This is a genomic window from Cutibacterium nasicola, assembly GCF_052654715.2.
Genome location: NZ_CP199745.2, coordinates 199421 through 222411, shown reverse-complemented (window position 1 = coordinate 222411; position 22991 = coordinate 199421). Strand labels below are relative to the sequence as shown.

The following is a 22991-nucleotide window of genomic DNA, read 5'->3' as shown; positions in this document are numbered from 1 at the left end:
GTCATCACTGCGCTTGGTGAGGAGCTTGCCGAGTCAACCGATGGTGATCAAACGCTGTCCCTCGAACCAATCGGATGTCTCATCTTCACTGTTGACGAGTACGAACCGGCGACCAAGAAAGCAGCATCACGGCAACTCAGCCAACGATTCCTGGGGGCAGTCAACCTGCTGGACGGTCACCCCATGGGCCACGTCGTAAACCCGACACGCAACCGAGTGTGCCGATTTCCCCCCGTCAGGTGGCAGAAGAGAGCCTGACTCCACACGGACGTAGAAGTCGACACGCAACCGGGTCCCCTCACGACTACGCACCACCCAATGGCCACCAAGAGAGATGTCTATCGGCCTGGTCTCGTTAAACCACACCTGCGCGGCGTCCGCACGCTCAGCCGGGGAGGCAAGCCCCCGCGAGTCCAACTCTTTGCGCAGCGCACGGGGCACGGCAACGTCGGCGCTATCCGCTGCTTGCACATCCGCCTCAGATTGGATCGTGCTGCAACCCGCCCCGCCGAAACAGAGCAACACGCACGAAGTCATGACAGCCACGAACCGAGGACCCCTCATCGGCGCCCCCTCAGTTCTCGCCGAGCAACCGCACGCCGCCCCGGCAGATACGCATCTATGGTACCAGCGCCCCCTGACGCATCCACGTGATCGACCACGTCGAAATGGCTCTGCAACCGTCCCACCTCAGGTGAAGTCGAACCTTTCGCGAGGTAGATCAAGGACTGGTCAGGCACCCTGAGATGCCCACCCCAAGCCAGGACTCCTCGCGACTCAGCAACGATATCCTCCAGCACAACAACCTCATCGGGGAAAAGATTACCCGTTGACCCGTACGGGAGAAAACTCTCACGAAAAAGGAAGGCTGTCCCGGACAGAAGGTTGGACCGTTGCGGTGAGGCAACATTCCGGTCATGCTGGAGCCCTGCCACGTCACCGGGACGCAATGAGACAAGTTCGTAGTTGATGCGCCTCAAGGCATGCAGCAGCACGACCGACGGTGCACCGGTCGTCAGAGTCACGTCGATCCCTGCACCCTCGACCGTCTGCGCAGCAGCAGCGGCACCGATCGGCCAGTCGTTAGCGCTGCGCATCCCAGACCATCGTTGCACGCGAGAAGGCTGGATGGGCGACAACGGAACCGGGGGCAGGGCGGCGGCCTCAGAAGCCAGAACGGCCGTCAGCCCGCTTGCGGCCATACCGCTCAGCAAGGCACGACGGGGAATCTTGTAGGAATTGTGTGTCATCGCCGCGTTCCTTTCACGCGCTTTCCGCCAGCTGACTGACAATCTTGGCGAAACCTTCAAAAAATGGAGACAATTTCTCCGACGGCAGTACTTCCGGCAACAGAGCTTTATCTCTGATCTGCATCTCCACCGCTGCTACTTGCAATTTGTGCAGCACAGAATCGGATGAATCGAAAAACATAGCCCGAGCCGATTTCTCAACAGAATCGGACGACGAGTTAAACCGCAGCCGATAGAAGTCGCGGAAGCGGGTCGTAATCGCCTGGCCAGTCAGGTAATCCCTCAGCACCGTCTTGAAGGGCACGCCAGCACGGATCGCCCGGCCCAGAAGATATCCATCCACATCTTCGATCATGTCCGAGAAACCGAAGGACGACTCGACACCGCGATGAGCAAGCCGATCCATACAAAACGCGTACCCCGACGCATAACTCCTCTCATTGTTCATCCAGTCGGCATAGAAGGTCGAGAGGTCACCACCCCAGCCCCCGAAATCGCCTCGGTTCGCATTTTTCCCGTCGCCCCAGCCCATAAGCATGACGGCGTTGGCAGTCGCGGCGAGATGATCCATTGATACGGTCTCATTGTAAATAGGATCCTCGAACGTGAGCATAAGCGAGCCAAGTTCGCTCGTAGCTGCCGTGAGCCAGTCCTCATCGGGAGCCCCGAGCAAGATCCTCCAACCTGCGTAGACGTGGGTGTACTTCGGGTGTCGAAGAAACTCCAGCACCCGTTTGTTGATAAGATTGACGTCGCTGGTGCCCCCACCGTATTTCGCCGCCATGTCATGGACCTGGTCAACTGTAGCCAGGGTGTCCTCCAACTTTGACGGTGTATGCCCACCCACTCCATCCGGGCCAATTCCCGGATCGATATGTGCGCGGTGCACATCGCGGTCCAAATCAATTTCCTTGCCAGAATCAGCAGAGTAACGAACCTCCTGAATCTGGTTGAACGACCAATTATACGGAAGAGGGAACCCGAGATTGCCGGAGAAGCCCCACGACATTCCTGAGACAAATGAACTTACCGTGTAAGTCTGCTCTGAGACGCGCGAGCAGACATTACGACAACCGTAGACGCCAGCGCGATAGGCATGACCTCGGCTAGCCAAGGCCGCCTGAACTCCCCGAAAATAAGGAATAATATTGCTGTCAATTTCAGGATCGGTTGCGTCATAGTCCACCGAGAAGTAGACAATGGCGCCTGGATTGAAACCGTAATAGACCATGCGGTCATGTGCCTTATTTCCGTGTTCCCATCCAGATTCAAAGGAGAAATCAATCAGGTCACGTGCATTGTACTGCCAAATGGGGAACACTCTCATGTTGCCAGCAAAAATAGCATGGAGTTCACCATCTTTGAGTTTTTTATCCAGCTTGCCGCCGGGAGGTTCATCAAGATACCTACCTACGACCCTATAACCCGATCTGACCAGCGAATGCGCAAGCGACTCCGTGATCGTGAAACGAGTATCACACGCATGCGCCGCGCGATTCGGGTCACCTGTGGATACCAATAATTGACACCACGTTGCGTAGTCCACACGATTGGTAACTGGTAGCAAACTGAATGCTTGAAATGCCTGAATATACTTGGCCAACTTGTCATCAAACGTAGACTTGAACATTGTATGAACCATGCCTTCACCTCTTGGAACAGCACCGTTGAAGACACAAGCCGCAGACAGCAACTCGACAAGAACACCACTATCACCAGGCTTCAAAATATGGGCTGCCAGCTGCTGTCGGGTGGCCGGCCCAAAATTCCCGTTCACCGAGGAATCTGCTATTCCAAACTCAGATTGAAGTGCCTTCATTAGTAGTTTTTGAACATCACGCGAATAATGCCCTTCAGTGGGAATAATCGTTGCAAATCTACGCTGCCAATACCTCCTATTTAACCACTGCTGAATCTTACGAACTTCCGGATCACCTCCGGAAACTAGGACGTAAGCATCCATTGTGAGCAAGGCCTTGAAAAGTTTGGCGTTCAGCCTGTCCTGCACCCCAATACCCATATTGTTTGCCATGGCATACAAGGACCCCGCCACTGCGTCCATCTGCGGCCCAAAAGGAGGTGAACTTCTCCAGATCCCGTCGAGATCCCCACCGGGATAACCTTTACAGTAAAAGGCGCACTTAATGATGTTGACAATATTCTTGTTCTGTTCGCCCGGCCCGACACCACCACGGGCGTCCACCTTGGACATTGTGGTCGGACCGAACGCATGCGACAGTTCCTGGATCCCCAACTCGTGCTGCAAGCCACGTGCTTTTAGTTATCACGATTATCGTGTTTCTGTATTATCCGCACGAACGCGGATAGTACACAAAACACTCGGCTCCCAAGCTAGAGGATGGCATCCGTGCCTAGCCCGCAGGCAGCCACCCCCAACCTTCCCTCGTCCAAAACTTACGCACAACGATTCTCCGAGGCCAAAGGCCGCTCTGATTGCTGGAAGCCCAAAGGTCATCTGGAGTCCAAATCACTCGCGGTTGCAAAACACATCACCATCGCCACGGCACAAACCCAGATGGGCACTTCTCCGATCGATTTCCCAATTCGAGGGAGCAAAGATCATCCGCGTCATTTCTATTACCTGAGAAAACACGTCACCATGGCCATCAGAAAAAGAAGCCGATATTCATACCAGCACGCATCGGCATCCATGCGCGCTACGCGAAAAGCGGCTGACCGGGCCGAGCACCGTGACATGATGGCATTAGTCGGCGATGCGATGGGCCACCGACCACCAATCGCGTACACACCGTAAGGAGTACCAGTGTCGAACACAGAGCTCACGGTCGATGTTCTGGTCATCGGATGGGGCAAAGCCGGTAAGACGATCGCCGGACGCCTCGCCGGGGAGGGACGCAACGTCGCCCTCGTCGAAAGATCAGCACAGATGTACGGGGGCAGCTGCATCAACGTCGCATGCGTACCTACCAAGGACCTCATCGACTCGGCATCCAAGCGGGACGGTCGCGACCCTGTCTCCTACTTCACCTCAGCCGTCGCCGATCGAGACGCCCTCATCGCCAAGCTGAATCACGCCAACCACGCCATGCTGGAGGGCAAAGTGCTTCTCCTCGCCGGGGAAGCCAGCTTCACCGGACCCCACAACGTCAAGGTGGTTGGGGGAGCCGATGAGATCGCGGTACACGCCGAAACGATCATCGTCAACACCGGATCTCACCCAGCCACCCTCCCGATTCCCGGTGCCGACGGCCCGCGCGTCCATGACTCCACCACGATCCAGCACGTCGATCCCCTGCCGTCGCGGCTCGTCGTCGTGGGTGGCGGATTCATCGGCCTGGAGTTTGCCCAGATGTTCGCCCGATTCGGTTCCCAGGTCACCCTGCTCGAGGCTGGTGACACCTTCGCCCCGGCTCTCGATTCCGACGTCGCCAAGCGTGTGCGCAGCATGTTGGAGAGCGAAGGGGTCACGATTGTCACGGATGCCCGCGCGACCTCCTTTCATGACACAGGCCACCACATTGACGTCGCCACTGGCGATCGCACCTTCACTGCCGATGCGGTGTTGGTGGCAGCGGGCAGGCTCCCCGCCACTGAGAACCTTCATCTTGAGGCCGCCGGAGTGGCCACGGATGAACGAGGCCACATCACCGTTGACACTCAGCTGCGCACCAGTGTCGACGGGATCTACGCGGTCGGTGACGTCAATGGCGGCCCGCAGTTCACTTATATCTCCCTCGATGACAACCGAGTACTGTGGGACACCCTTCACGACGGGCCGCGTCGTCGCGACGATCGAGTGGCCGTCCCGACGACGACCTTCCTCGACCCGCCGCTGTCCCAGGTCGGCATGACGATGCGCCAAGCCCGGGAGTCCGACCGCTCCGTGCTCGTGGCGTCCAAGAACGTCTCCACGATCGCTGCCATGCCGCGACCCAAGATCGTCGGACAAACCGAAGGCCTCATTCGAGTTCTCGTCGATGCCGACGACCACACCGTCCTGGGAGCGACCCTGTGGTGCATTGATTCGCAGGAACTGGTCAATCTCGTCTCACTGGCCATGCGGTTGGGAGTTCGCTACGAAACGTTGCGTGACGGGATCTGGACCCACCCGTCCTCGACCGAAGCTTTCAATGAGGTACTCGGGGTACTCGAACCTCTCACCTGAGAAATGACCGAGGTCCAGTTGTCGTGACCGAGTACTCACGGTCACGACAACTGGACCTCGACGGGGTTGGCCTCAGGACTGCTGCCGAATAGACGGCACAAAAGGTGATAATCCTGATGTGCCGTATCAGGCGCTATATCCCTTTGGCGGAATGAGCGTGGCCATCTGATCGAAGCTCAGCTTGTAGGTCGGCGAACCGGAGAACCCAGCCGGATCAGCAACCAACACCTCCCGGGTGTCGGGGTTGTAGCCGACGATCGTCAGGTAGTGGTAGATCGTGCGGTCCGGGTAGCCCGGCGGATGATTGTGGGCCGGGGCAACGATGTTGGCGACGATGGCGTAGCCCTTGTCAATGTCCGTGGTGATGTTACGCCACAACAGATTCTTCTGATCCTGGGTCGGCGGATCGTTGGGCATGTACGTGTTCTTGTAAGGCTGTGACTTGAGGTGGGTGTTGAGCACCTTCGTCACCAGCGAGATGTCGTTGGTTCCGTTCTGGGTGGTTCCGAGCTCGTTGGCCATCTGCTGCTGGGTGACCTCAATTCCCCGAGCAGACAGCGCGATCCGGGTCGAGGCCGGGCCGCACCACCAACGGGTGCCCTGGTACTCGAAGTCGATATGGACGGTGTGAAATCCGTGTGCGGCGGCATTGGCAATCTCGTCATTGGCAACGTCGGCTTCCGGGGCCCGGGACTGAACCGACGCGACCCCGGCCACCCGGGGCTGGTTTGCCAGTTGCGGCCCTGCCTGGGCCGTCATCGCAGCCGGGGCGGCCCCTACAGCGAGCGCCGCCAGGCCGACGACGGCATCGCGCCGCAGCCTGCTGATCATGGAACTCATGGGATTCTCCCTTCACATGTGGTGTGTCACAGGGGTGGTTCTCGGCGGGCCTGTCCCACCAAGCAGTCGTCACCGGGACGCGCCGTCATCCGACCTTCATCTCGGTGACGACAGGGCCTCAACGGCCGGCGCGATAGTCCTTGAGGAGCTGCTCGGCGAGCGGGTACCACTGGGCGTACCGATCCGGGTAGGCGGAGACCTGCACAGCCTGGGCGAGCTGGCCGGGATCCATGGTCTGCCAACCTCTCTTCTGGATCACGCCGGGGTTGCTGACTACATCATTGATTCCGTAGAAGGACTTGGCCGCGAAAACCGGGTCCATGATCTGCTCAACGGATCCCCAGCCACATGACGGGCGCTGCTGGAACAGGCCGACGGAATCACGGTCGCCGTGATTTATGTTACGTAGGCCGGATTCCTGCATGGCGGCCATGATCGCGGCGTGAATGGCGTTGTCCTTGCCGGCTGGATCGATGGCATTGGATTTCTCGGCGACACGAATAATGGTGTAGGCATTCTCGCGCTGTTCAGCGGTCAGGCTTGTCGCCGAGACGCTGGACGCAGAGACTGCAGGAGCTGCCTGGGCCACCGCGGACGCAGCCACACCGGCCCCCGTCAGAGCCATGGTGAAACCGACGGCCGAACCGACCAGTCGTGCCGTTGTTTTTCCGAACATGTCGTCACCTTTCGTCGACGTCATTCGACACGTTACGTTGCCCAGTCTCACCGCGATAGATACGCATTGACCAATGACATCACTGTTATTTCGAGAGCTCATCTTGTTGTCAACCACACCTCGGGCCATGATCACGACTCACAAACAATTGGCGAAATGTCACCATGCGGATTCCCTCGACATCATGATCACAAAGCCACCGCACAACTGACACAACAGGCGTCGCAGCCCCAGGCCAGCGACACGCGCGACTACAAGGAGTTCGCCGTGAGCGAATATGGATCTGTACAAAAGGTCAGCCCATTCTGTTCGATCGGGTGGCGTGATCATCCTGGCCCCTCATGAACTCAGCGTTGGGTCTTCGCCATAACCTTGGACCCATGAGTGATGTCGCGCGCAGTGAGTCCCCCGTCCTGGCTGTTGACGCTGGGCAATCCAGCACCCGAGTCCGCTGCGAGCCTGGCCCCTGGGGGCCAGAGTGGATGGTCACCTCGTCCGGTGTGCGTACTGCTCTCCCCCTCGCCCCGCAATTTGCGGCCGTCATGGCGGACGTCGTGGCGGCGCACCCCGAAGTCACCGGTTCCCACTGCACAGTGGCCATCGGGTCATCGGGAGCTCGCGACGATGAAGACCCCTTTCCGGTTCTTGCGGCCCTCAAGCCCTATGGAGTCGGTCGAGTGCTGCTGGCCCACGACTCCATCACCTCCTACCTCGGTGCCCTGGGTGACCAGCTGGGTGTCGTGACGGCTTCGGGAACCGGGGTCATCACGCTGGCCGTCGGCCACCACGATGTCGCCCGCGTCGACGGCTGGGGCTACGTCATCGGCGACGCCGGATCGGCCTTCTGGCTGGGCCGTCACGCCCTTGACGCCGTCATGCGCGCCCATGACGGCCGTGGCGAACAGACGATCCTCAGCGACACCATCGGTGGAGACTTCGCCGACATCGAGGCCGCCTACCTGGAACTCCACGCCGATCCGCTCATGGTCTCGCGGATTGCCGCCTACTCCGCCAAGGTCACCGCCGCCGCAGAGGAAGGAGATCCCGTCGCCCGCGACATCTGTGTGCATGCCGCCCACGAGCTGGCCCACTCCTCGATCACAGGACTGTGCCAGACTCACCTGGCCAACGAGGACAGCCCCGCCGTCGGACTACTGGGCGGAGTCATGAATTCCCAGCTCATCCGCGCAGCGATCGTCGAGGAGATCTCCGTGGCGATGCCAGGAGCGCGCATCGTCGAACCCCTCGGGGAGGGACTCGACGGAGCCGCAGCCCTGCCGACCGTCAGCCCGGAGTTCCCGCTCGGCCAGCGCATCCACGTCGCACAGTGATGGCAAGGCCCCGGACTGCGCGGGTGTGAACGCCGCGTCTCACAACTGAGCTGACACGAAAGTCAGCAAGGAGCGGAAGAACCCCAGTCCGTCGGTGCCGGCACCGGTGAGCTCCTCCACGGAATGCTCCGGGTGAGGCATCAGTCCGACAACGTTTCCCGCCTCATTGGTGACACCGGCAATGTCGTGGACCGAGCCGTTCGGGTTGTCGGTGTAACGAAACACGACCTGATTGTTGGCCTCCAAGGTCGCCAGGGTCGCAGGATCAGCCACGTAGTTGCCTTCGCCGTGCTTGGCCGCGATGCGAATGCGCTGACTGGGACGGAAAGCACAAGTCCAGACGGTGTCGACACTGGCGACCTGAAGCTGCTGCACCGAGCAATGGAAACGTCGCTTCTCGTTACGCATGAGGGTGCCGGGAAGGAGATGGGACTCGCAGAGCACCTGGAATCCATTGCAGATGCCGAGCACCGGGAGACCGGCGTCCACAGCTCCACGGATGGACGACATGACGGGCGAGGCAGCTGCCAAGGCTCCTGCACGCAGGTAGTCGCCGTAGGAGAACCCGCCCGGAAGGACGACGGCGTCGACCCCGGCCAGATCCGTCGAGGCGTACCACAGCGACACGGGCTCGCCCCCGGCGAGGCGAACGGCCCTCGCTGCGTCCTGGTCGTCAAGCGTGCCGGGGAAGGTGACGACTCCGATTCGTGCCATCGTCAGTCCTCCAGGCGCACGTCGAAGGACTCGATGACGGTGTTGGCCAGCAGCTCGGAGGCGACCTCACGGATCTCGTCGAGGCGATCGTCCACGCCATCACCGGTGATTTCGAAACGCTTGCCCTGACGCACCGTCAGGCCCTCATGTCCGAGGCGGGCGAGCACCGACGTGATGGCCTTGCCCTGGGGATCAAGGATCTCGGGCTTGGGCATGACCTCCACCACTACACGTGACATGGCACCAATCTTATCGACACCACCGGGATCCGGCTCGTCAGGGACGTCGGCAGCGTCGGGAATGCTGGCATCGGGAGCCCCGTCAGGAGCCGGAACAGCGGCCTGGGCAGGAACGACATCACCTTCCGGCGGGAGGACGGGGTCAGTCGCCGGACCAGTATTCGACACGTCACCGACCTCGTCGCCGGACATCTGTCCACCGGTCAGGCGCGCCCACGCCTCCTCATAGCGACGACTGGTGGCCTCGACGACCTCATCGGGCAGGGTCGGGGGCTCCTCGTCGCTGGTTCGATCCCAGCCAGACTCGTGGGCGAGCCAGTCACGTACGTACTGCTTGTCGAAGGAGTCGGCTCCCTTGCCGGGCTGCCAGGTCTGCGCGTCCCAGAACCGCGATGAGTCCGGGGTGAGCACCTCGTCGGCAAGGACGATGGTGCCGTCGGCTCGACGACCGAACTCGAACTTGGTGTCGGCGAGGATGATGCCGCGCTCACGGGCAATCTCCTCGGCGCGCTGGTAGATGCGCAGCGAGAGGTCATGCAACTCGGCCGCGGCCTCGGGACCGACGAGCTTCACCAGGTGCAGGTAGTCGATGTTCTCGTCATGCTCGCCCTGAGGAGCCTTGGCAGCGGGGGTGAAGATGGGTTCCTCGAGACGGGAGCCGTCCTGCAGCCCCTGCGGGAGACGGATTCCACACACCGCGCGATTGCGCTGGTACTCGGCCCAGCCCGAACCGGTGAGGTAGCCGCGCACGACGCACTCGACAGGGAACATCTCGAGTTCCTCGACGACCATGGCTCGGCCAGTGACCTCGGCGGGAACGTCCAGACTGACGAAGTGGTTGTCGACGATGTCGGCCAGCTGGTCGAACCACCACAGCGACATGTTCGTCAGAATGGCTCCCTTCCCGGGAACACCAGGAGTCAGGACGTGGTCGTAGGCGCTGATCCGGTCGGTGGCAACCATGAGGAGGCGACCAGGCTGATCGGGGAGGCGGTAGAGGCGACGGACCTTGCCCTCAGCCAGCAACGGGAGATCGGGGTGCGGAGTGACCATGAGGGCATCATGCCACGGTTGTGAACCCTGACGAGGCAGAGAGCCCCGATTCACCCATCCAATAGATGTTGACTATGGTGCACCCCTCAGTGATAGCGTCAAACTATCACGTCGTCGATCAGAGAGGACTCAGATGAGTCTCATCAGCACCAAGATCCTCCCCTTCAAGGCCAACGCCTTCCGAAATGGCGACTTCATCGAGGTCTCCGACTCCGACATCAGCGGCAAGTGGGCCATCTTCTTCTTCTACCCCGGCGACTTCACCTTCGTGTGCCCCACCGAGCTGGGTGACCTCGCCGACCACTACGAGGAACTGCAAGCGATGGGCGTCGAGGTGTTCTCGGTGTCCACCGACTCCCACTTCGTCCACAAGGCCTGGCACTCCAACTCCGACACCGTCGGCAAGGTCACCTACACGATGATCGGCGACTCGAACTTCCAGCTGACCTACAACTTCGACGTCGAGCGTGAGGGGGCCGGCCAGGCTGAACGCGCCACCTTCCTCGTCGATCCCGACGGCGTCATCCAGTTCTACGAGCTGACCGCTGAGGGCATTGGCCGCAACGCTGCCGAGCTGGTCCGCAAGGTCAAGGCTGCCCAGTACGTCTACGCCCACCCAGGTGAGGTCTGCCCCGCCAAGTGGGAGGAGGGCTCCGAGACCCTCACGCCGTCCATCGACCTCGTCGGCAAGATCTGAGATCCGACCCGAGCATCTGTCGCAGGGGCACTCGTCCCTGCGACGGATCCCCCGATCGGCACGCCCCCACTTCCCCACCCAGGAGAACCATGCTTGACAGCGTCCTGACAACCGAGCTCAAGACCTACCTCGAGATGGTGCGCGAACCCATCGTCCTGGTGCCCTCCCCCTACCGGGGAGACGACGCCACCACGACGCCGAAATCAGCGCAGATGGACGAGCTGCTCGCCGAGATCGCCGCTCTGTCGGACAAGGTGAGCGTCGGTGAGCCCGTTGGCAACGAGCGTACCCCGTCCTTCGCCATCACCCGACCCGGTTCCCCCGTCGACATCCGCTTCGCCGGTCTACCGATGGGCCACGAGTTCACCTCCTTGGTGCTGGCCCTGCTGCAGGTCGGCGGTCACCCGGTCAAGGAGGAACAGTCCCTCATCGACGCCGTGCGCGCGGTCAAGGGGGAGCATCACTTCGTCACCTACATGTCGTTGACCTGCCAGAATTGTCCGACGGTTGTTCAGGCCCTCAACGCGATGGCCGTCCTCAACCCAAACATCCACCACACTGCCGTCGAGGGTGGTACCTACACCGACGAGGTGGAGGCCAAGGGCATCGCCTCGGTACCAGCCATCCATCTGGACGGCGAAGACTGGGGGTCTGGGCGCATGGACATGGCCGAGATCCTCGAGCGTCTCGACGCCACTGCTGCTCAGGGAGCCAAGGAGAACCTCTCCGAGCGTGACCCCTACGATGTTCTCGTCGTCGGCGCTGGCCCGGCTGGCGTCGCAGCTGCCGTGTATGCCGCTCGCAAGGGTATTCGCACCGCCATGGCTGGCTCCCGGATCGGCGGCCAGGTGCTCGACACCGAGGCCATCGACAACCTCATCTCAGTGCCCCACACCACCGGACCGATGCTGGCCGACGCCCTGCGCGCCCATGTCGGTGACTACGACATTGACGTCATCGAGCATCAGACCGCGAGCGCTCTGGAGACTGCCGACGGCATGACGAGCGTGCGTCTGACTGACGGGGACCTGCGTGCCCGCTCGGTCGTCATCGCCACCGGAGCCCGCTGGCGTAACCTCGGCGTTCCCGGCGAGGAGGAGTACCGCACCAAGGGTGTGACCTACTGCCCACACTGCGACGGACCGCTCTTCACGGGCAGAAACGTTGCCGTCGTCGGTGGCGGAAACTCCGGCATCGAGGCGGCGATCGACTTGGCCGGCGTCGTCGGCCACGTCACCGTCGTCGAGTTCCTTGACGATCTCAAGGCCGATGACGTGCTGCTGCTCACCTTGGAGTCACTGCCCAACGTCGACGTCATCACCTCGGCTCGCACCACCCAGGTCTTGGGCGACGGCTCCGCGGTGACGGGACTGGAGTACGAGGACCGCACCAGCGGTGAGATCAGGAGAATCGAGGTTGCTGGCGTCTTCGTTCAGATCGGCCTGCTTCCCAACACCGAGTGGCTGGAGGGCTCCGTGGAGCGCACCGGTCGCGGCGAGATCGTCATCGACGAGCGCGGTACCACCTCGGTTCCCGGCGTGTTTGCCGCCGGCGACTGCACCACCCAGCCCTACAAGCAGATCATCATCTCGATGGGTGCCGGTGCGACGGCGTCTCTGGGAGCTTTCGACCACCTCATTCGTCAGGACCCTGCGCAGAGCTGAGTTCGCGTGAATCTCCGTGATCTGGGATATCTCGTCGCCCTGGCCGAAGAGCACCACTTCGGGCGGGCGGCGGCGTCGTGCGGTGTCAGTCAACCGACCCTGTCAACCCAGATCCACCGGCTCGAGAATGAGCTCGGTGTGCCGCTGGCCGTCAGGGCGGGACGACGTATCGAGATCACCCCGGTGGGCCGGCGTATCGCCCAGACCGCCCGGGACATGCTGGTGTTGGCTGACGACATCCGAACCTTGGCCCTGGAGGAGTCCGAGCGGACGACCCGTCAACTCAGGGTCGGGGCATTCCCCACCCTGGCGCCGTTCCTGTTGCCACGCGTCATTGCTCGTTTCGACCAGTATGAGCCGGGGGTCAACATCCACGTGGTGGAGAAACGCACTGCCCAGCTGCTGGAGGCGCTGCATCAAGGTGACCTCGACATCGCCGTAGTCGCTGCCCCGGTCGAGGAGGACACCCTGACGGCAATTCCGGTGTTCCGAGAGGAATTCCTGTTGGTGACGGGGACTGGCGACGAGTTGGCCCACGATGAGGGCCCCATCGACCCCCACGACGTCTCGACCGATGGACTCATCCTGATGTCCGAGGGGCACTGTTTGCGAGATCAGGTGCTCGAGGTGTGCAGCCCGTCCCATCCGCTGCCACCGGACGCCCTGTCAGCAGAATCCCTCGCGACCATCCGCGAGCTGGTGTCAGTGGGGGCAGGACGAACGTTGATGCCACGCAGCGCAGTGTCGGCACTCAGGCCGAAGGACCCTCGCATCGTCGTCCGCGAGTTCACCCAGCCCCGACCTCACCGAGACATCGTGGTGTGTGGCAGGCCTGGAGCCATGACGCGTCCATCCGCCCTGGCCTTGGTCAACATCCTTCGGAGTCTCCCCGGCCGCATCGTCGAACCGCTGGGCGTCGATGGGGCGACGTCCTGCTCTCATGGCCTGGGGAACTGAGGGTCCAGCCCCGACCGCACTCCCCGCCGCCGCTCGTCAGCTGCGCCAGATTTCTGGCGTAGGTGTAGGTGTGCGCGACGCAAATCTACCGAGAGGGCCAGCTCAGCGAGCCAGCCCTCCCATATTCAGATCACGGCGTCACAGCACCAGCCCAGGCAGGTAGTTGGCAGCCTCCGGGTGCTCCCGGACGATGTCCTCAACCTTGGCGCACAGCGCCTCGACCTGGTCCTGAGCTCCACCGGTGAGATCCAGCGGCGAGGAGACCAGACCGCGCAGCTGCTCCTTGGTCAGCGGGATCCGTGGGTCGGCCGCCAGCCGAGCGAACAGATCGTTCTCCGCCCTGCCGGTCTCACGCATCTCCAGGGCAACGGCCACGGCGTGCTCCTTGATGGCTTCGTGAGCATTCTCGCGGCCGACGCCAGCACGGACGCACGCCATCAGAATCTTCGTCGTCGTCAGGAAGGGCAGGTACCGCTCCAACTCGGCCTCAATGACGGCTGGGAAGACCCCGAAGTCGCCGAGGATCGTCAGGAAGGTCTCGAAGGCCCCATCAATGGCGTAGAAGGAATCCGGCAGAGCGACGCGACGCACCACGGAGCAGGAGACGTCGCCCTCGTTCCACTGCACACCGACCAGACCGGTGGCCATGGTGAGGTACCCGCGCAGGACGACGAGGAAGCCGTTGACGCGCTCGCAGGAGCGGGCATTCATCTTGTGCGGCATCGCCGAGGACCCAACCTGGCCAGGCCTGAACCCCTCGGTGACAAGCTCGTTGCCGGCCATCAGGCGAATTGACGTCGCCAGGTTCGACGGCCCCGACAACACCTGCACCAGCGTCGAGATGACCTCGAAGTCCAGGGACCTCGGGTAGATCTGGCCGGTCGAGGTCAGCACCTGGTTGACGCCGAGGTGATCGGCGACCCGACGCTCGAGATCGTCAAGCTTGGAGTCATTCCCACCGAGCAGGTCGAGCATGTCCTGGGATGTTCCCATCGGCCCCTTGATTCCGCGAGCCGGGTACCGTTCGATGAGCCCGTTGACGTGTTCCCACCCCACCAGCATCTCATCGATGGTGGTGGCGAACCTCTTGCCCAGGGTCGTCACCTGGGCAGCAACGTTGTGGGACCGACCAGCGATCGGCTGATCCGAGTACTGGGCAGCCAGTCGGGACAGCTGGTTCAAGGTGGCGACCATCTTGTCGCGCACCAACTTCAGCGACTCCAGCACCTGCATCTGCTCGATGTTCTCGGTGAGGTCGCGGCTCGTCATGCCCTTGTGGATGTGCTCGTGACCGGCCAGGGCGTTGAACTCCTCGATCCGAGCCTTGACGTCGTGCCGCGTGACGGCCTCACGCTCGGCGATCGAGTCCAGATCGACGTTGTCGAGAACAGCCTGGTAGTCGGCCAACACCTGCTCGGGATCGTCGCCTCCGAAGCTGACGCCGAGGTCCGCCTGAGCCTCGAGGACGGCCAGCCACAGCCTGCGCTCGGCGCGGATCTTGTTCTCCGGCGTCCAGATGGAGCGCATCGCCGAAGAGGCGTAACGGGTGGCAAGAATGTTGGGAACGCTCATGAATTCTCCCCGTCGCTCGGGTTGGTGGGATTGTTCTCGGACTGGGGCGCGAGCCCGTCGGCCATCTCGTCGACGGCCTCGAGCTCAGCTGCGTGAAGGGCAATGTCAGTGCGGTGGAACCCGCCACTCACCTCGAGCTGGTCAACCCTGCTGTAGGCATCCGTGCGAGCCCCGGCAAGGGTCTCGCCATGGCCAAGCACCACGAGGACGCGACCACCGCTGGTGGCCAGCCCGTCCCCCTCGAGGCGAGTTCCGGCGTGCAGGACGTCCTCGTCATCGACCGGAGCAACGACGTGGCGTCCCCTCACCGGTGATGCAGGATACCCCTCGCTTGCCATGACGACGCCGACGGCAGCTCCCCGGCGGAACCGCAAGCCATCTGTTCCGGACAAGTCTCCACGGGCGGCAGCCTGCATGATCTGCGCCAACGGGGACTCCATCATGCTGAGCAGTGGTTCGGTTTCCGGATCGCCGAACCGAACGTTGAACTCAACGACCTTCGGGCCGCCACAGGTCAAGGCCAGCCCCACGTACAGCAGACCGATGAATGGGGTGCCGCGATCTCGCATGGCCGCCAGCGTCGGGGAGATCACCGTGTTCGACACTGTCTCGACAAGGTTGTCAGGCGCCCACGGCAACGGCGTGTATGCACCCATTCCGCCAGTGTTGGGGCCGACCCCGCCATCACCGACCCGCTTGAAGTCCTGGGCGGGCTGCATGGGGAGGGCATGTTCGCCGTCACAGATCGCGAAGAGGCTCACCTCGGGGCCGTCGAGGTACTCCTCGATGACGACCTGGTGACCAGAATTGAGACACTGCTCGGCATGGGTCAGGGCCTCGCCACGATCCTCGGTGACGACAACTCCCTTGCCACCTGCGAGCCCGTCATCCTTGACAACGTAGGGTGTTCCGAACTCGTCAAGGGCTGCACCCACCGAATCGAGGTCACCGCAGGATCGAGATGCGGCGGTGGGAACACCGGCAGAAGCCATGACCTCCTTGGCGAAGGCCTTCGAGCCTTCCAGTCGAGCGGCCTCGGCACTCGGACCGAAGCAATCGATCCCTGCGTCACGCAGGGCGTCTGCCACCCCGGCAACCAGCGGGGCCTCCGGGCCGACGACGACGAGGGCAGCCCCCACGTCACGCGCCAGTGTGACGACGGCATCGGGGTCGCAGGGATCCACCGGATGATTCGTGGCGAAGGAAGCCGTGCCCGGGTTACCGGGGGCGACATGGACGGCAGCAACCTCTGGGTCACGGTGGCAGGCCAAGGCGAGGGCATGCTCACGGCCACCAGACCCGAGGACGAGAACAGTCATGCTGGACACGACCTCCAGAGTAGAGGGTACTTCCGACCGTTTCCCGATCGACCTTGTTCCTCCCCGGCATCGGAGCGGAACACTGCATCGTCAGCTGTCAGTCAATGAGGTCGTTGAGCATGATGGACTGGTCCCGACCGGCGCCCACACCAATCCCGGAAATCCGAGTACCCACCAACTCCTCGAGACGACGCACGTAGGCCTGGCAGTTGCGCGGTAGATCGTCGAAGGAACGGGCCTCCGAGATGTCCTCGCTCCAGCCATCCATGAATTCGTAAACCGGCTTTGCGTGATGCAGGTCGGACTGGGTGACGGGCATGACGTCGGTGCGCTCGCCCTCGATGTCGTAGGCCACACAAACCGGTACACGATCCCAACCCGACAGTACGTCGAGCTTGGTGAGGAACAGATCCGTCACCGAGTTGATCATGACCGCCTGCTGCACCAACAGCGCGTCGAACCAGCCACAGCGACGTGGACGCTTCGTCGTCACGCCGTACTCGCCGCCCTCACTGCGCAGGCGCTCGCCGTCCTCGTCGAACAGTTCGGTCGGGAACGGGCCCTCACCCACGCGGGTGGTGTAGGCCTTGGCAATACCAACGATGCGATCGATGCGCGTCGGACCGACGCCCGAACCGGTGCAGGCACCTGCGGCGATCGGGTTGGACGAGGTGACGTACGGGTACGTGCCGAAGTCGACGTCGAGGTGGTGGGCCTGGGCTCCCTCGAAGAGGACCACCTTGCCTTCGTCGAGGCCTTCGTTGAGGACTCGAGCCACATCGACGACATAGGGGCGAATGCGCTCGGCATGAGCGAGCAAACCGTCAGCAACCTCTTGTGGGTCGACAGCGCGACGGTTGTAAATCTTCACCAGGATCTGGTTCTTCTGGTCCAAAGAGGCCTCAACCTTCTGACGCAAGATCGACTCGTCAAAAAGGTCTTGGACGCGAATACCCATCCGGTTGATCTTGTCGGAGTACGCCGGACCGATCCCGCGCCCCGTGGTGCCGATGCGGCGATTGCCGAGGAAGCGTTCGGTGACCTTGTCGAGGGTCTGATGGTAGGGGGTGATGAGGTGAGCGTTGGCGCTGATGAGCGGGTGCGGGATCCCGACGCCGCGACCTCGCAGAGTGTCGATTTCGTCAGCAAGTACGTCAAGGTTGAGCACGACTCCGTTGCCGAGCACGGCCGTGGAGTTCGGGTTGAGAACCCCGGAGGGAAGCAGGTGCATGAAGAACTTCTCGTCACCGACGACGACAGTGTGTCCCGCGTTGTTGCCTCCCGAATACCGCACGCAGTAGTCAACGCGCTCGGACATCTGATCGGTGGCCTTGCCCTTGCCCTCGTCACCCCACTGGGTACCCATGACGACGATTCCAGGCATCTGTTCCTCCATTCCCTCGCACCTGTGTGCGGGTTGCCTTCGGTCGCAGGGGCACGTGCCGCTCCGCGACCAGGCACACATTACGTGGTTGCTACGACATCCACGGCGTCAGGCCGGGGGCGAAGGGACTCCCCCCGCCCCGCATGACCCTCCGCCGTCAACACGTCAAGGTCGATCAGGCGACAGTCGCACCATTCTCACCGGTCGCTACCTCGCCAGCAACGTCAGGCGGCAGAACTGGAATCTCCAACAGATTGAGGCGTGCCCCCTCGAGGGGAAGCCGTGAGGCCAGCGGGCCGAAGTGAGGATCGCTGCGATGTCCGTCAAAGTTGACACGCTTGTAACCGGCGTCATCTGCCCAGCTGATGACCGAGGACATTGCCGAGGCGACGGCGGCGTCACCTTCAGGGGCGTCAGCCTGGACGGTCTCTGCCACGACAGTTGGGTTCTCGTCAACGAAGACAAAGGCAACAGCTGCGGGCTGACCGTCGACGAGGGCGACCCGGGTGGCTTCCGCGTCAAGGTCCACGAGTTCCTGACGTAGCGCCTCGTGAGCGGCCTCACTGTCGTCGACCGGTGACCACGACTCGTGCACCCACACGTAGGTCTGCTCCCACAGCGTCTCGAGCACACCGGGGGCCAGCGTCGCACCCGAGATGGCCCCGCCGGGGCCGAGGCTCACTTCTGCGAGTGACTCAATGGCACGACCGAAGTGACGACGCGGCAGCTCGAACGGCGGGCAGGACGTGTAGATCTCGCCGCCCAGGGAAAGGATGAAGTTCTCGGCATCCGAACCTGCGATGGCCTTGGTGGCCAGGGGACGCTCCACCCGCTGTTGAATCTGACGCACCAGGCGGGTACCGATACGACGGCCGCGGGAATCAGGATGGATCTCCACGTCGATGAAACGACGAGTGCGATGCACCACGGCGAGCCAGGAGACCGCGTATCCGACGATGCGGTCCTCGTGGAGGGCAACCCGGGCGACGACGTCGGGACGATCAATGCGATCGATCAGTGCCCCTGGTTCCCCGAAGGTGATCACCTTGACGTCCTCGGGCCGCATGTCGCGGAAAACAACGTGTTCACTCATGTCGCGCTCCTGGGTCTGGCGACGCCTTTGACGTCGCTGTGTCTTCATTCTTTCGCCTTTTGCGAGCCCGCGTCGACCAAGGGGGCTTTCCGTGTCGAGATCATGCCGATCATGACATGATAAGCGGCATGTCAGATCCGAACGATGCCGTCCACCTGGCCGACAACCTCAACCCTGCCGCACAGCGGGTGTTCGAGTGGATTCTCTCCTCGGATCTGACCCCCGGAGACCCTATTCCGATCGAACAGGATCTGGCGACGCACTTCGGAATGGCACGCGGAACCGTTCGAGAAGCGGTGCGGGAATTGCGGGCGCTGGGAATCCTCAAGGTCCGACGTGGCTTGGGCACCTACCTGTCGACAGCCTCGGCGTCGACCATTCGTCCGGGTCTCGTGTATCGCAGCGTCAAGCAGGTCAGCGCCGACACCGCTGGGAACAAAGACTTCACGGGGCTGCGAGAGATGGTGGAGGTCCGCGCATTGTTGGAGTGCTCGTTGGCGGCCGAGGTGACCGGTTCCATCAGCGCAGCGACCGGTCGCGAACTGCACGCTCTGGCAGCACGGATGGACGATCCCCAGGACTCCGCGGCGGCAGATCGCCAATTCCACCGGACTCTCTACGCTGGTGTGGACAATCAGCTGGCTCGCGAGCTCATTGACGTGTTCTGGGACTCCCTCAACCTCGCCGGTCTCCGACTGCCGCCAACCAACGCTGTCAAGGCCAATCGTGACGCTCACGACCTCATCGCGGATTGCGTCGTCGGCAATGATTCGGAGGCCAGTCGAAACGCCATGTGGCACCACTTCGATGCCATTCGTGGACGGCTCAACACTGCGGGTCACGACGCCCGTACCTGATTCACACGAAACGAGGTGAGCCCAACTCTTGAAACGCCCCTGCTCGTGTGCCATCATATTGACATTGGACGTCGGATGTCCAGTGTCAACGACGACCCCGAAAGGATTTGGATGACTCCCACATCTCGCCCCACACCGATGCTGGACCTTGAAGGTCCAGCATCCACGATCAACGACTCCATTGACGTCGGGGCCCTCAGCCGCCTGGACTCTGGCTCCCTCCTCATTGATCTGACGTGCTCCATTGACGGCAAGGTATTCACGGCAGTCGGAGAATCCGGACAAATCGAGGTCGAGGTCACCGGCGGCCACCTCTCTGGAGTCATCTCGACAGATGGCCAGTCCCGCGTCCTCGATGCAGAAGACGCACTCGGCGTTGATGACTCCGTGCTTCACTCCATCGGTCTCACCTGCGACAATTCCGGGACTCATCTTTTCCTTGACGGCTACGAATCCTTCAGCACAACCCTTGTCGCATGGTTCTCGCACATCAAGGTGACGGAGTTCCGGGTTGACCCCGACGAGATCGTCGACATTCGCCATGTGACGGTCTGGGACTCCCCTCTGTCACGAAAAGCCATACTGGCGCGATCAGCAGCAGTCACACCCCTCATCCAGTTTTCTGCAGCGGCACTGTCTCCCCGTGACGCTGCCCGGTGCTCTGAATTGCGCGACGGTGCCATCCGCGCCCGCTTCCGTACCCGTGGTAGCGGGCAGGGCGGGACGATCATCGCGGCCCATGGCAATGGCGGCGCCCTGCGGCTGTCCATTCATGACGGTGATCTGGAATACTCCGTCGTCCAGGACAATCAGATAATCGCGTCGAGCCGCGCACACGGACACTGGGATGACGGCGATTGGCATGACGTCGTCGCCGTCAGCGGACGAGGCGCCATCGATCTTTATGCCGACGGATATCAGGTTTGCCACGATCCTGGCACCGCATTCTTCGACGACATCGGGACCATCGACCGCGTCGTTGTCGGCTCCGATCTGGATGGCACCCGCCTCTTCGGCGAGGCACAAACGGCCATGATCTATGACTCCGTGCTTTCAGACCACCAAGTGAAGCGTCTCGCCGGCGTCATGCCTCTCGAGACGGTGGCACTGTTCGACATGGGCCTGAACGGATCGCGAAGCTACCGGATCCCTTCGATCATCCGCCTCGAGTCCGGCGTGCTCATCGCAGGGGCTGACCAACGCGTGTCCATCGCCAATGATTCCCCCAACGACATCAACTTCGTCATTCGCCGGAGCCTTGATGACGGGCGAACCTGGGAACCCGTTCAGACCGTGATCACCTACCCCGGCTCGGGACCTCTGGGCGCCTCGGTGATCGACTCCGTCCTGGTCCAGGACAAGAACACCGGTCGCGTCCTCGTGCTCATCGATCATTTCCCGGGCGGAATCGGGCAGCCGAACTGTTGCGTGGGAACCGGCTTCGACGAGTCAGGACGGCAGATACTCACCGATGAGGACGACAATCACTACGTCCTCAACGGGGACGGCTCAGTCGAGACGACCGATGGTGCCTCGACGGATCTCATCGTCGACGAACGCGGCAACGTCACGAAGGATGGGCAACCGGCTGGCAACATCCATCTCGCTCACGGCGTCGATCCGGATGAGTCCGTGCTCACCGTCCGCACCTGCTACCTCCAGATGGTCACCAGTGACGACGACGGCCTGACTTGGAGTGATCCCATCGATCTCAACAGCCAGGTCAAACAGGAGTGGATGCGTTTCTTCGGCACATCCCCGGGCAATGCCATTCAGCTCTCGCGAGGCGACCACTCTGGCCGCATACTCGTCCCCGTCTACTACAACCACGAAGAGGGTGTCACCTTCTCCTGCGCCGCCGTCCACTCCGACGATGGCGGACAGACCTGGCATCTGGGAGAGTCACCCAATGACGGCCGCGACCTGTATGGAACTACCGTCCATTCACGCGACTTGCGCGACGACCGCGGGTCCCTCCACGAATCCGTCCTGGTCGAGGGCCAGGACGGTGCAGTTCACGTCTTCATGCGCAATCAGCATCCATCTGGACGGGTTGCCCACGCTGTCAGTGCTGACGGAGGACAGACCTGGGGTCCGGTGGACTTCGTTGACCAACTGACCGAGATCTTCAGTCAGCCCAACGCCATTGAGGTCGACGTCGACGGTATTCCGGGGATCGTGTTCGCCAACGCGTCACAGATGCTCCCGTTTCGAGGATGTGGAGTCCTGAGGCTCTCGTATGACGATGGAACTACCTGGCCTCACAACCGGGTTCTCAATCCTCGTCACCACGTCTACCAGTGCATGACGCAGCTGCCTGACGGGGACCTGGCCGTGTTGTGGGAGCGCGAGTGGCAGGGACTTTTCCTGACCCGTGTTCCGCTGTCCTGGTTGACGGCCTCACGCTCTACGATCGGGTCTCGATGATGCCTGTGCCCAGTTGTCCCCGAGGCGGAGCAACCGGGCACAGGAACATTCTCGCTACACACCCCTTCGTCGATCCACACTCACGTCAGAGCGTCGCGGAACCATCCCGTGATCGAGGTCGGGTGGGTGATCGCGGTTCCCACCACGACGGCGTGGGCCCCCACATCCATCGCGCGACGCGCCTGCTCAGGGGTATGAATGCGTCCCTCGGCAATCAATGGGCGACTGCCGTCAAGCTCCTTGACGAGAGTCTCGATGACCTCGTAATCAGGACCATCCGTCTTGGGACGTTCACCGGTGTAGCCACACAGCGTCGTGCCGACGAGGTCAACTCCGGCCTCAGCCGCCGCGAGGCCGTCATCAACCGATCCACAGTCAGCCATGACGACGACGTCGTACTCGTCCTTGAGACCTGCAATGGTCTGGGCGAGGCTCAGGCCATCGGCGCGCTCCCGCCGGGTGCCGTCAAGGGCGACGATGTCGGCCCCGGCAGCTGCCACGCAGCGCGCGTGACGAAGGGTCGGGGTGATGTAGATGCCCTCGTCGCCCTCCTTCCAGATGCCGACCACCGGGACGCTGACCCGACCCTTGACGGCGGCGACGTCGGAGAGCCCCTGGGCCCGCACAGCGGCCGCTCCCCCGAGCTCGGCAGCAGCGGCCATCTGCGCCATCGTCTCCGGGTGTCGGAGGGGTTCTCCTGGGTAGGCCTGGCACGAGACGACAAGGCCTCCCGCCATCGACGCAATGATCCTGTTGGTGAACGTGCTCATG

20 protein-coding genes are annotated in these 22991 nt (G+C 62.2%); 8 read left to right on the top strand and 12 right to left on the bottom strand.

Translation table 11 applies throughout. The features are described from left to right. Positions 1–126: 126 nt before the first annotated feature. From ACUCCZ_RS01005 to ACUCCZ_RS00995, 3 genes are read right to left on the bottom strand one after another with little or no spacing between them, the layout of a single operon-like run. Complete coding sequence (locus tag ACUCCZ_RS01005; protein ID WP_277101403.1) at positions 127–564, bottom strand: hypothetical protein; 438 nt, start codon at positions 562–564, stop codon at positions 127–129. Beyond that, on the bottom strand, positions 561–1250 hold the full coding sequence (locus tag ACUCCZ_RS01000; protein ID WP_435918368.1) for a hypothetical protein: 690 nt from the start codon (positions 1248–1250) through the stop codon (positions 561–563). The genes ACUCCZ_RS01005 and ACUCCZ_RS01000 overlap by 4 nt, the downstream gene beginning before the upstream one ends. Before the next feature lie 13 nt (positions 1251–1263). Further along, positions 1264–3453, bottom strand: a complete 2190-nt coding sequence (locus ACUCCZ_RS00995; protein ID WP_435918369.1) for a glycoside hydrolase domain-containing protein — start codon at positions 3451–3453, stop codon at positions 1264–1266. 165 nt (positions 3454–3618) lie between these two features. Between ACUCCZ_RS00995 and ACUCCZ_RS00990 the strand changes: the two genes are divergently transcribed. Together ACUCCZ_RS00990 and ACUCCZ_RS00985 are read left to right on the top strand one after the other, a co-directional pair. Continuing rightward, positions 3619–4026: a hypothetical protein gene (locus tag ACUCCZ_RS00990; protein ID WP_435918370.1), complete on the top strand. Its 408-nt coding sequence runs from the start codon at positions 3619–3621 to the stop codon at positions 4024–4026. Positions 4027–4035: 9 nt separating this feature from the next. Beyond that, positions 4036–5397 carry a dihydrolipoyl dehydrogenase family protein gene (locus ACUCCZ_RS00985; RefSeq protein WP_435918371.1) on the top strand — a complete coding sequence of 454 codons (1362 nt, stop codon included), beginning with the start codon at positions 4036–4038 and terminating at the stop codon, positions 5395–5397. A gap of 126 nt (positions 5398–5523) precedes the next feature. Here ACUCCZ_RS00985 and ACUCCZ_RS00980 read toward each other — a convergent pair whose 3' ends face one another. Together ACUCCZ_RS00980 and ACUCCZ_RS00975 are read right to left on the bottom strand one after the other, a co-directional pair. Next, the gene (locus ACUCCZ_RS00980; RefSeq protein ID WP_435918372.1) at positions 5524–6237 is read right to left on the bottom strand and encodes a C39 family peptidase; all 714 of its coding nucleotides are present in this window, start codon (positions 6235–6237) and stop codon (positions 5524–5526) included. Positions 6238–6355: 118 nt separating this feature from the next. Then, complete coding sequence (locus ACUCCZ_RS00975; protein WP_435918373.1) at positions 6356–6913, bottom strand: cell wall hydrolase; 558 nt, start codon at positions 6911–6913, stop codon at positions 6356–6358. A gap of 380 nt (positions 6914–7293) precedes the next feature. On the opposite strand from ACUCCZ_RS00975, the gene ACUCCZ_RS00970 reads away from it, so the two are divergent. Further along, positions 7294–8244, top strand: a complete 951-nt coding sequence (locus tag ACUCCZ_RS00970) for an N-acetylglucosamine kinase (RefSeq protein WP_435918374.1) — start codon at positions 7294–7296, stop codon at positions 8242–8244. A gap of 39 nt (positions 8245–8283) precedes the next feature. Here ACUCCZ_RS00970 and purQ read toward each other — a convergent pair whose 3' ends face one another. Both purQ and ACUCCZ_RS00960 read right to left on the bottom strand, forming a co-directional pair. Continuing rightward, the gene (gene purQ, locus ACUCCZ_RS00965; protein ID WP_435918375.1) at positions 8284–8958 is read right to left on the bottom strand and encodes a phosphoribosylformylglycinamidine synthase subunit PurQ; all 675 of its coding nucleotides are present in this window, start codon (positions 8956–8958) and stop codon (positions 8284–8286) included. A gap of 2 nt (positions 8959–8960) precedes the next feature. Next, positions 8961–10250, bottom strand: a complete 1290-nt coding sequence (locus ACUCCZ_RS00960; RefSeq protein WP_435918376.1) for a phosphoribosylaminoimidazolesuccinocarboxamide synthase — start codon at positions 10248–10250, stop codon at positions 8961–8963. A gap of 133 nt (positions 10251–10383) precedes the next feature. On the opposite strand from ACUCCZ_RS00960, the gene ahpC reads away from it, so the two are divergent. The 3 genes from ahpC to ACUCCZ_RS00945 all read left to right on the top strand — a co-directional run bounded on the left by ahpC (position 10384) and on the right by ACUCCZ_RS00945 (position 13568). Then, entirely contained in the window at positions 10384–10947 is a 564-nt protein-coding gene (ahpC, locus tag ACUCCZ_RS00955; RefSeq protein ID WP_435918377.1) for an alkyl hydroperoxide reductase subunit C, read from the top strand. Positions 10948–11036: 89 nt separating this feature from the next. Then, positions 11037–12611, top strand: a complete 1575-nt coding sequence (gene ahpF / locus ACUCCZ_RS00950; RefSeq protein ID WP_435918378.1) for an alkyl hydroperoxide reductase subunit F — start codon at positions 11037–11039, stop codon at positions 12609–12611. A 6-nt stretch (positions 12612–12617) separates the two neighbouring features. Then, positions 12618–13568 carry a hydrogen peroxide-inducible genes activator gene (locus ACUCCZ_RS00945; protein WP_435918379.1) on the top strand — a complete coding sequence of 317 codons (951 nt, stop codon included), beginning with the start codon at positions 12618–12620 and terminating at the stop codon, positions 13566–13568. 138 nt (positions 13569–13706) lie between these two features. Here the strand turns inward: ACUCCZ_RS00945 and purB are convergent, their stop codons facing one another. The 4 genes from purB to ACUCCZ_RS00925 all read right to left on the bottom strand — a co-directional run bounded on the left by purB (position 13707) and on the right by ACUCCZ_RS00925 (position 18984). After that, positions 13707–15140 carry an adenylosuccinate lyase gene (gene purB, locus ACUCCZ_RS00940; RefSeq protein WP_435918380.1) on the bottom strand — a complete coding sequence of 478 codons (1434 nt, stop codon included), beginning with the start codon at positions 15138–15140 and terminating at the stop codon, positions 13707–13709. After that, a complete protein-coding gene (purD, locus tag ACUCCZ_RS00935; protein ID WP_435918444.1) occupies positions 15137–16459 on the bottom strand; it encodes a phosphoribosylamine--glycine ligase in 1323 nt (440 codons plus the stop codon). Before purD ends, purB begins: the two co-directional genes overlap by 4 nt. 97 nt (positions 16460–16556) lie before the next feature. Then, positions 16557–17855, bottom strand: coding sequence for an adenylosuccinate synthase (locus ACUCCZ_RS00930; protein ID WP_435918381.1), 1299 nt, complete (start codon positions 17853–17855; stop codon positions 16557–16559). A 163-nt stretch (positions 17856–18018) separates the two neighbouring features. Next, positions 18019–18984, bottom strand: a complete 966-nt coding sequence (locus ACUCCZ_RS00925) for a GNAT family N-acetyltransferase (protein WP_435918382.1) — start codon at positions 18982–18984, stop codon at positions 18019–18021. Between the two features lie 68 nt (positions 18985–19052). On the opposite strand from ACUCCZ_RS00925, the gene ACUCCZ_RS00920 reads away from it, so the two are divergent. Both ACUCCZ_RS00920 and ACUCCZ_RS00915 read left to right on the top strand, forming a co-directional pair. Continuing rightward, positions 19053–19793 carry a FadR/GntR family transcriptional regulator gene (locus tag ACUCCZ_RS00920; protein WP_435918383.1) on the top strand — a complete coding sequence of 247 codons (741 nt, stop codon included), beginning with the start codon at positions 19053–19055 and terminating at the stop codon, positions 19791–19793. Positions 19794–19904: 111 nt separating this feature from the next. Beyond that, positions 19905–22220: an exo-alpha-sialidase gene (locus ACUCCZ_RS00915; protein WP_435918384.1), complete on the top strand. Its 2316-nt coding sequence runs from the start codon at positions 19905–19907 to the stop codon at positions 22218–22220. A gap of 80 nt (positions 22221–22300) precedes the next feature. On the opposite strand, the gene ACUCCZ_RS00910 is transcribed toward ACUCCZ_RS00915, so the two are convergent. Beyond that, on the bottom strand, positions 22301–22990 hold the full coding sequence (locus ACUCCZ_RS00910) for an N-acetylmannosamine-6-phosphate 2-epimerase (RefSeq protein WP_435918385.1): 690 nt from the start codon (positions 22988–22990) through the stop codon (positions 22301–22303). Position 22991: the final 1 nt, after the last annotated feature.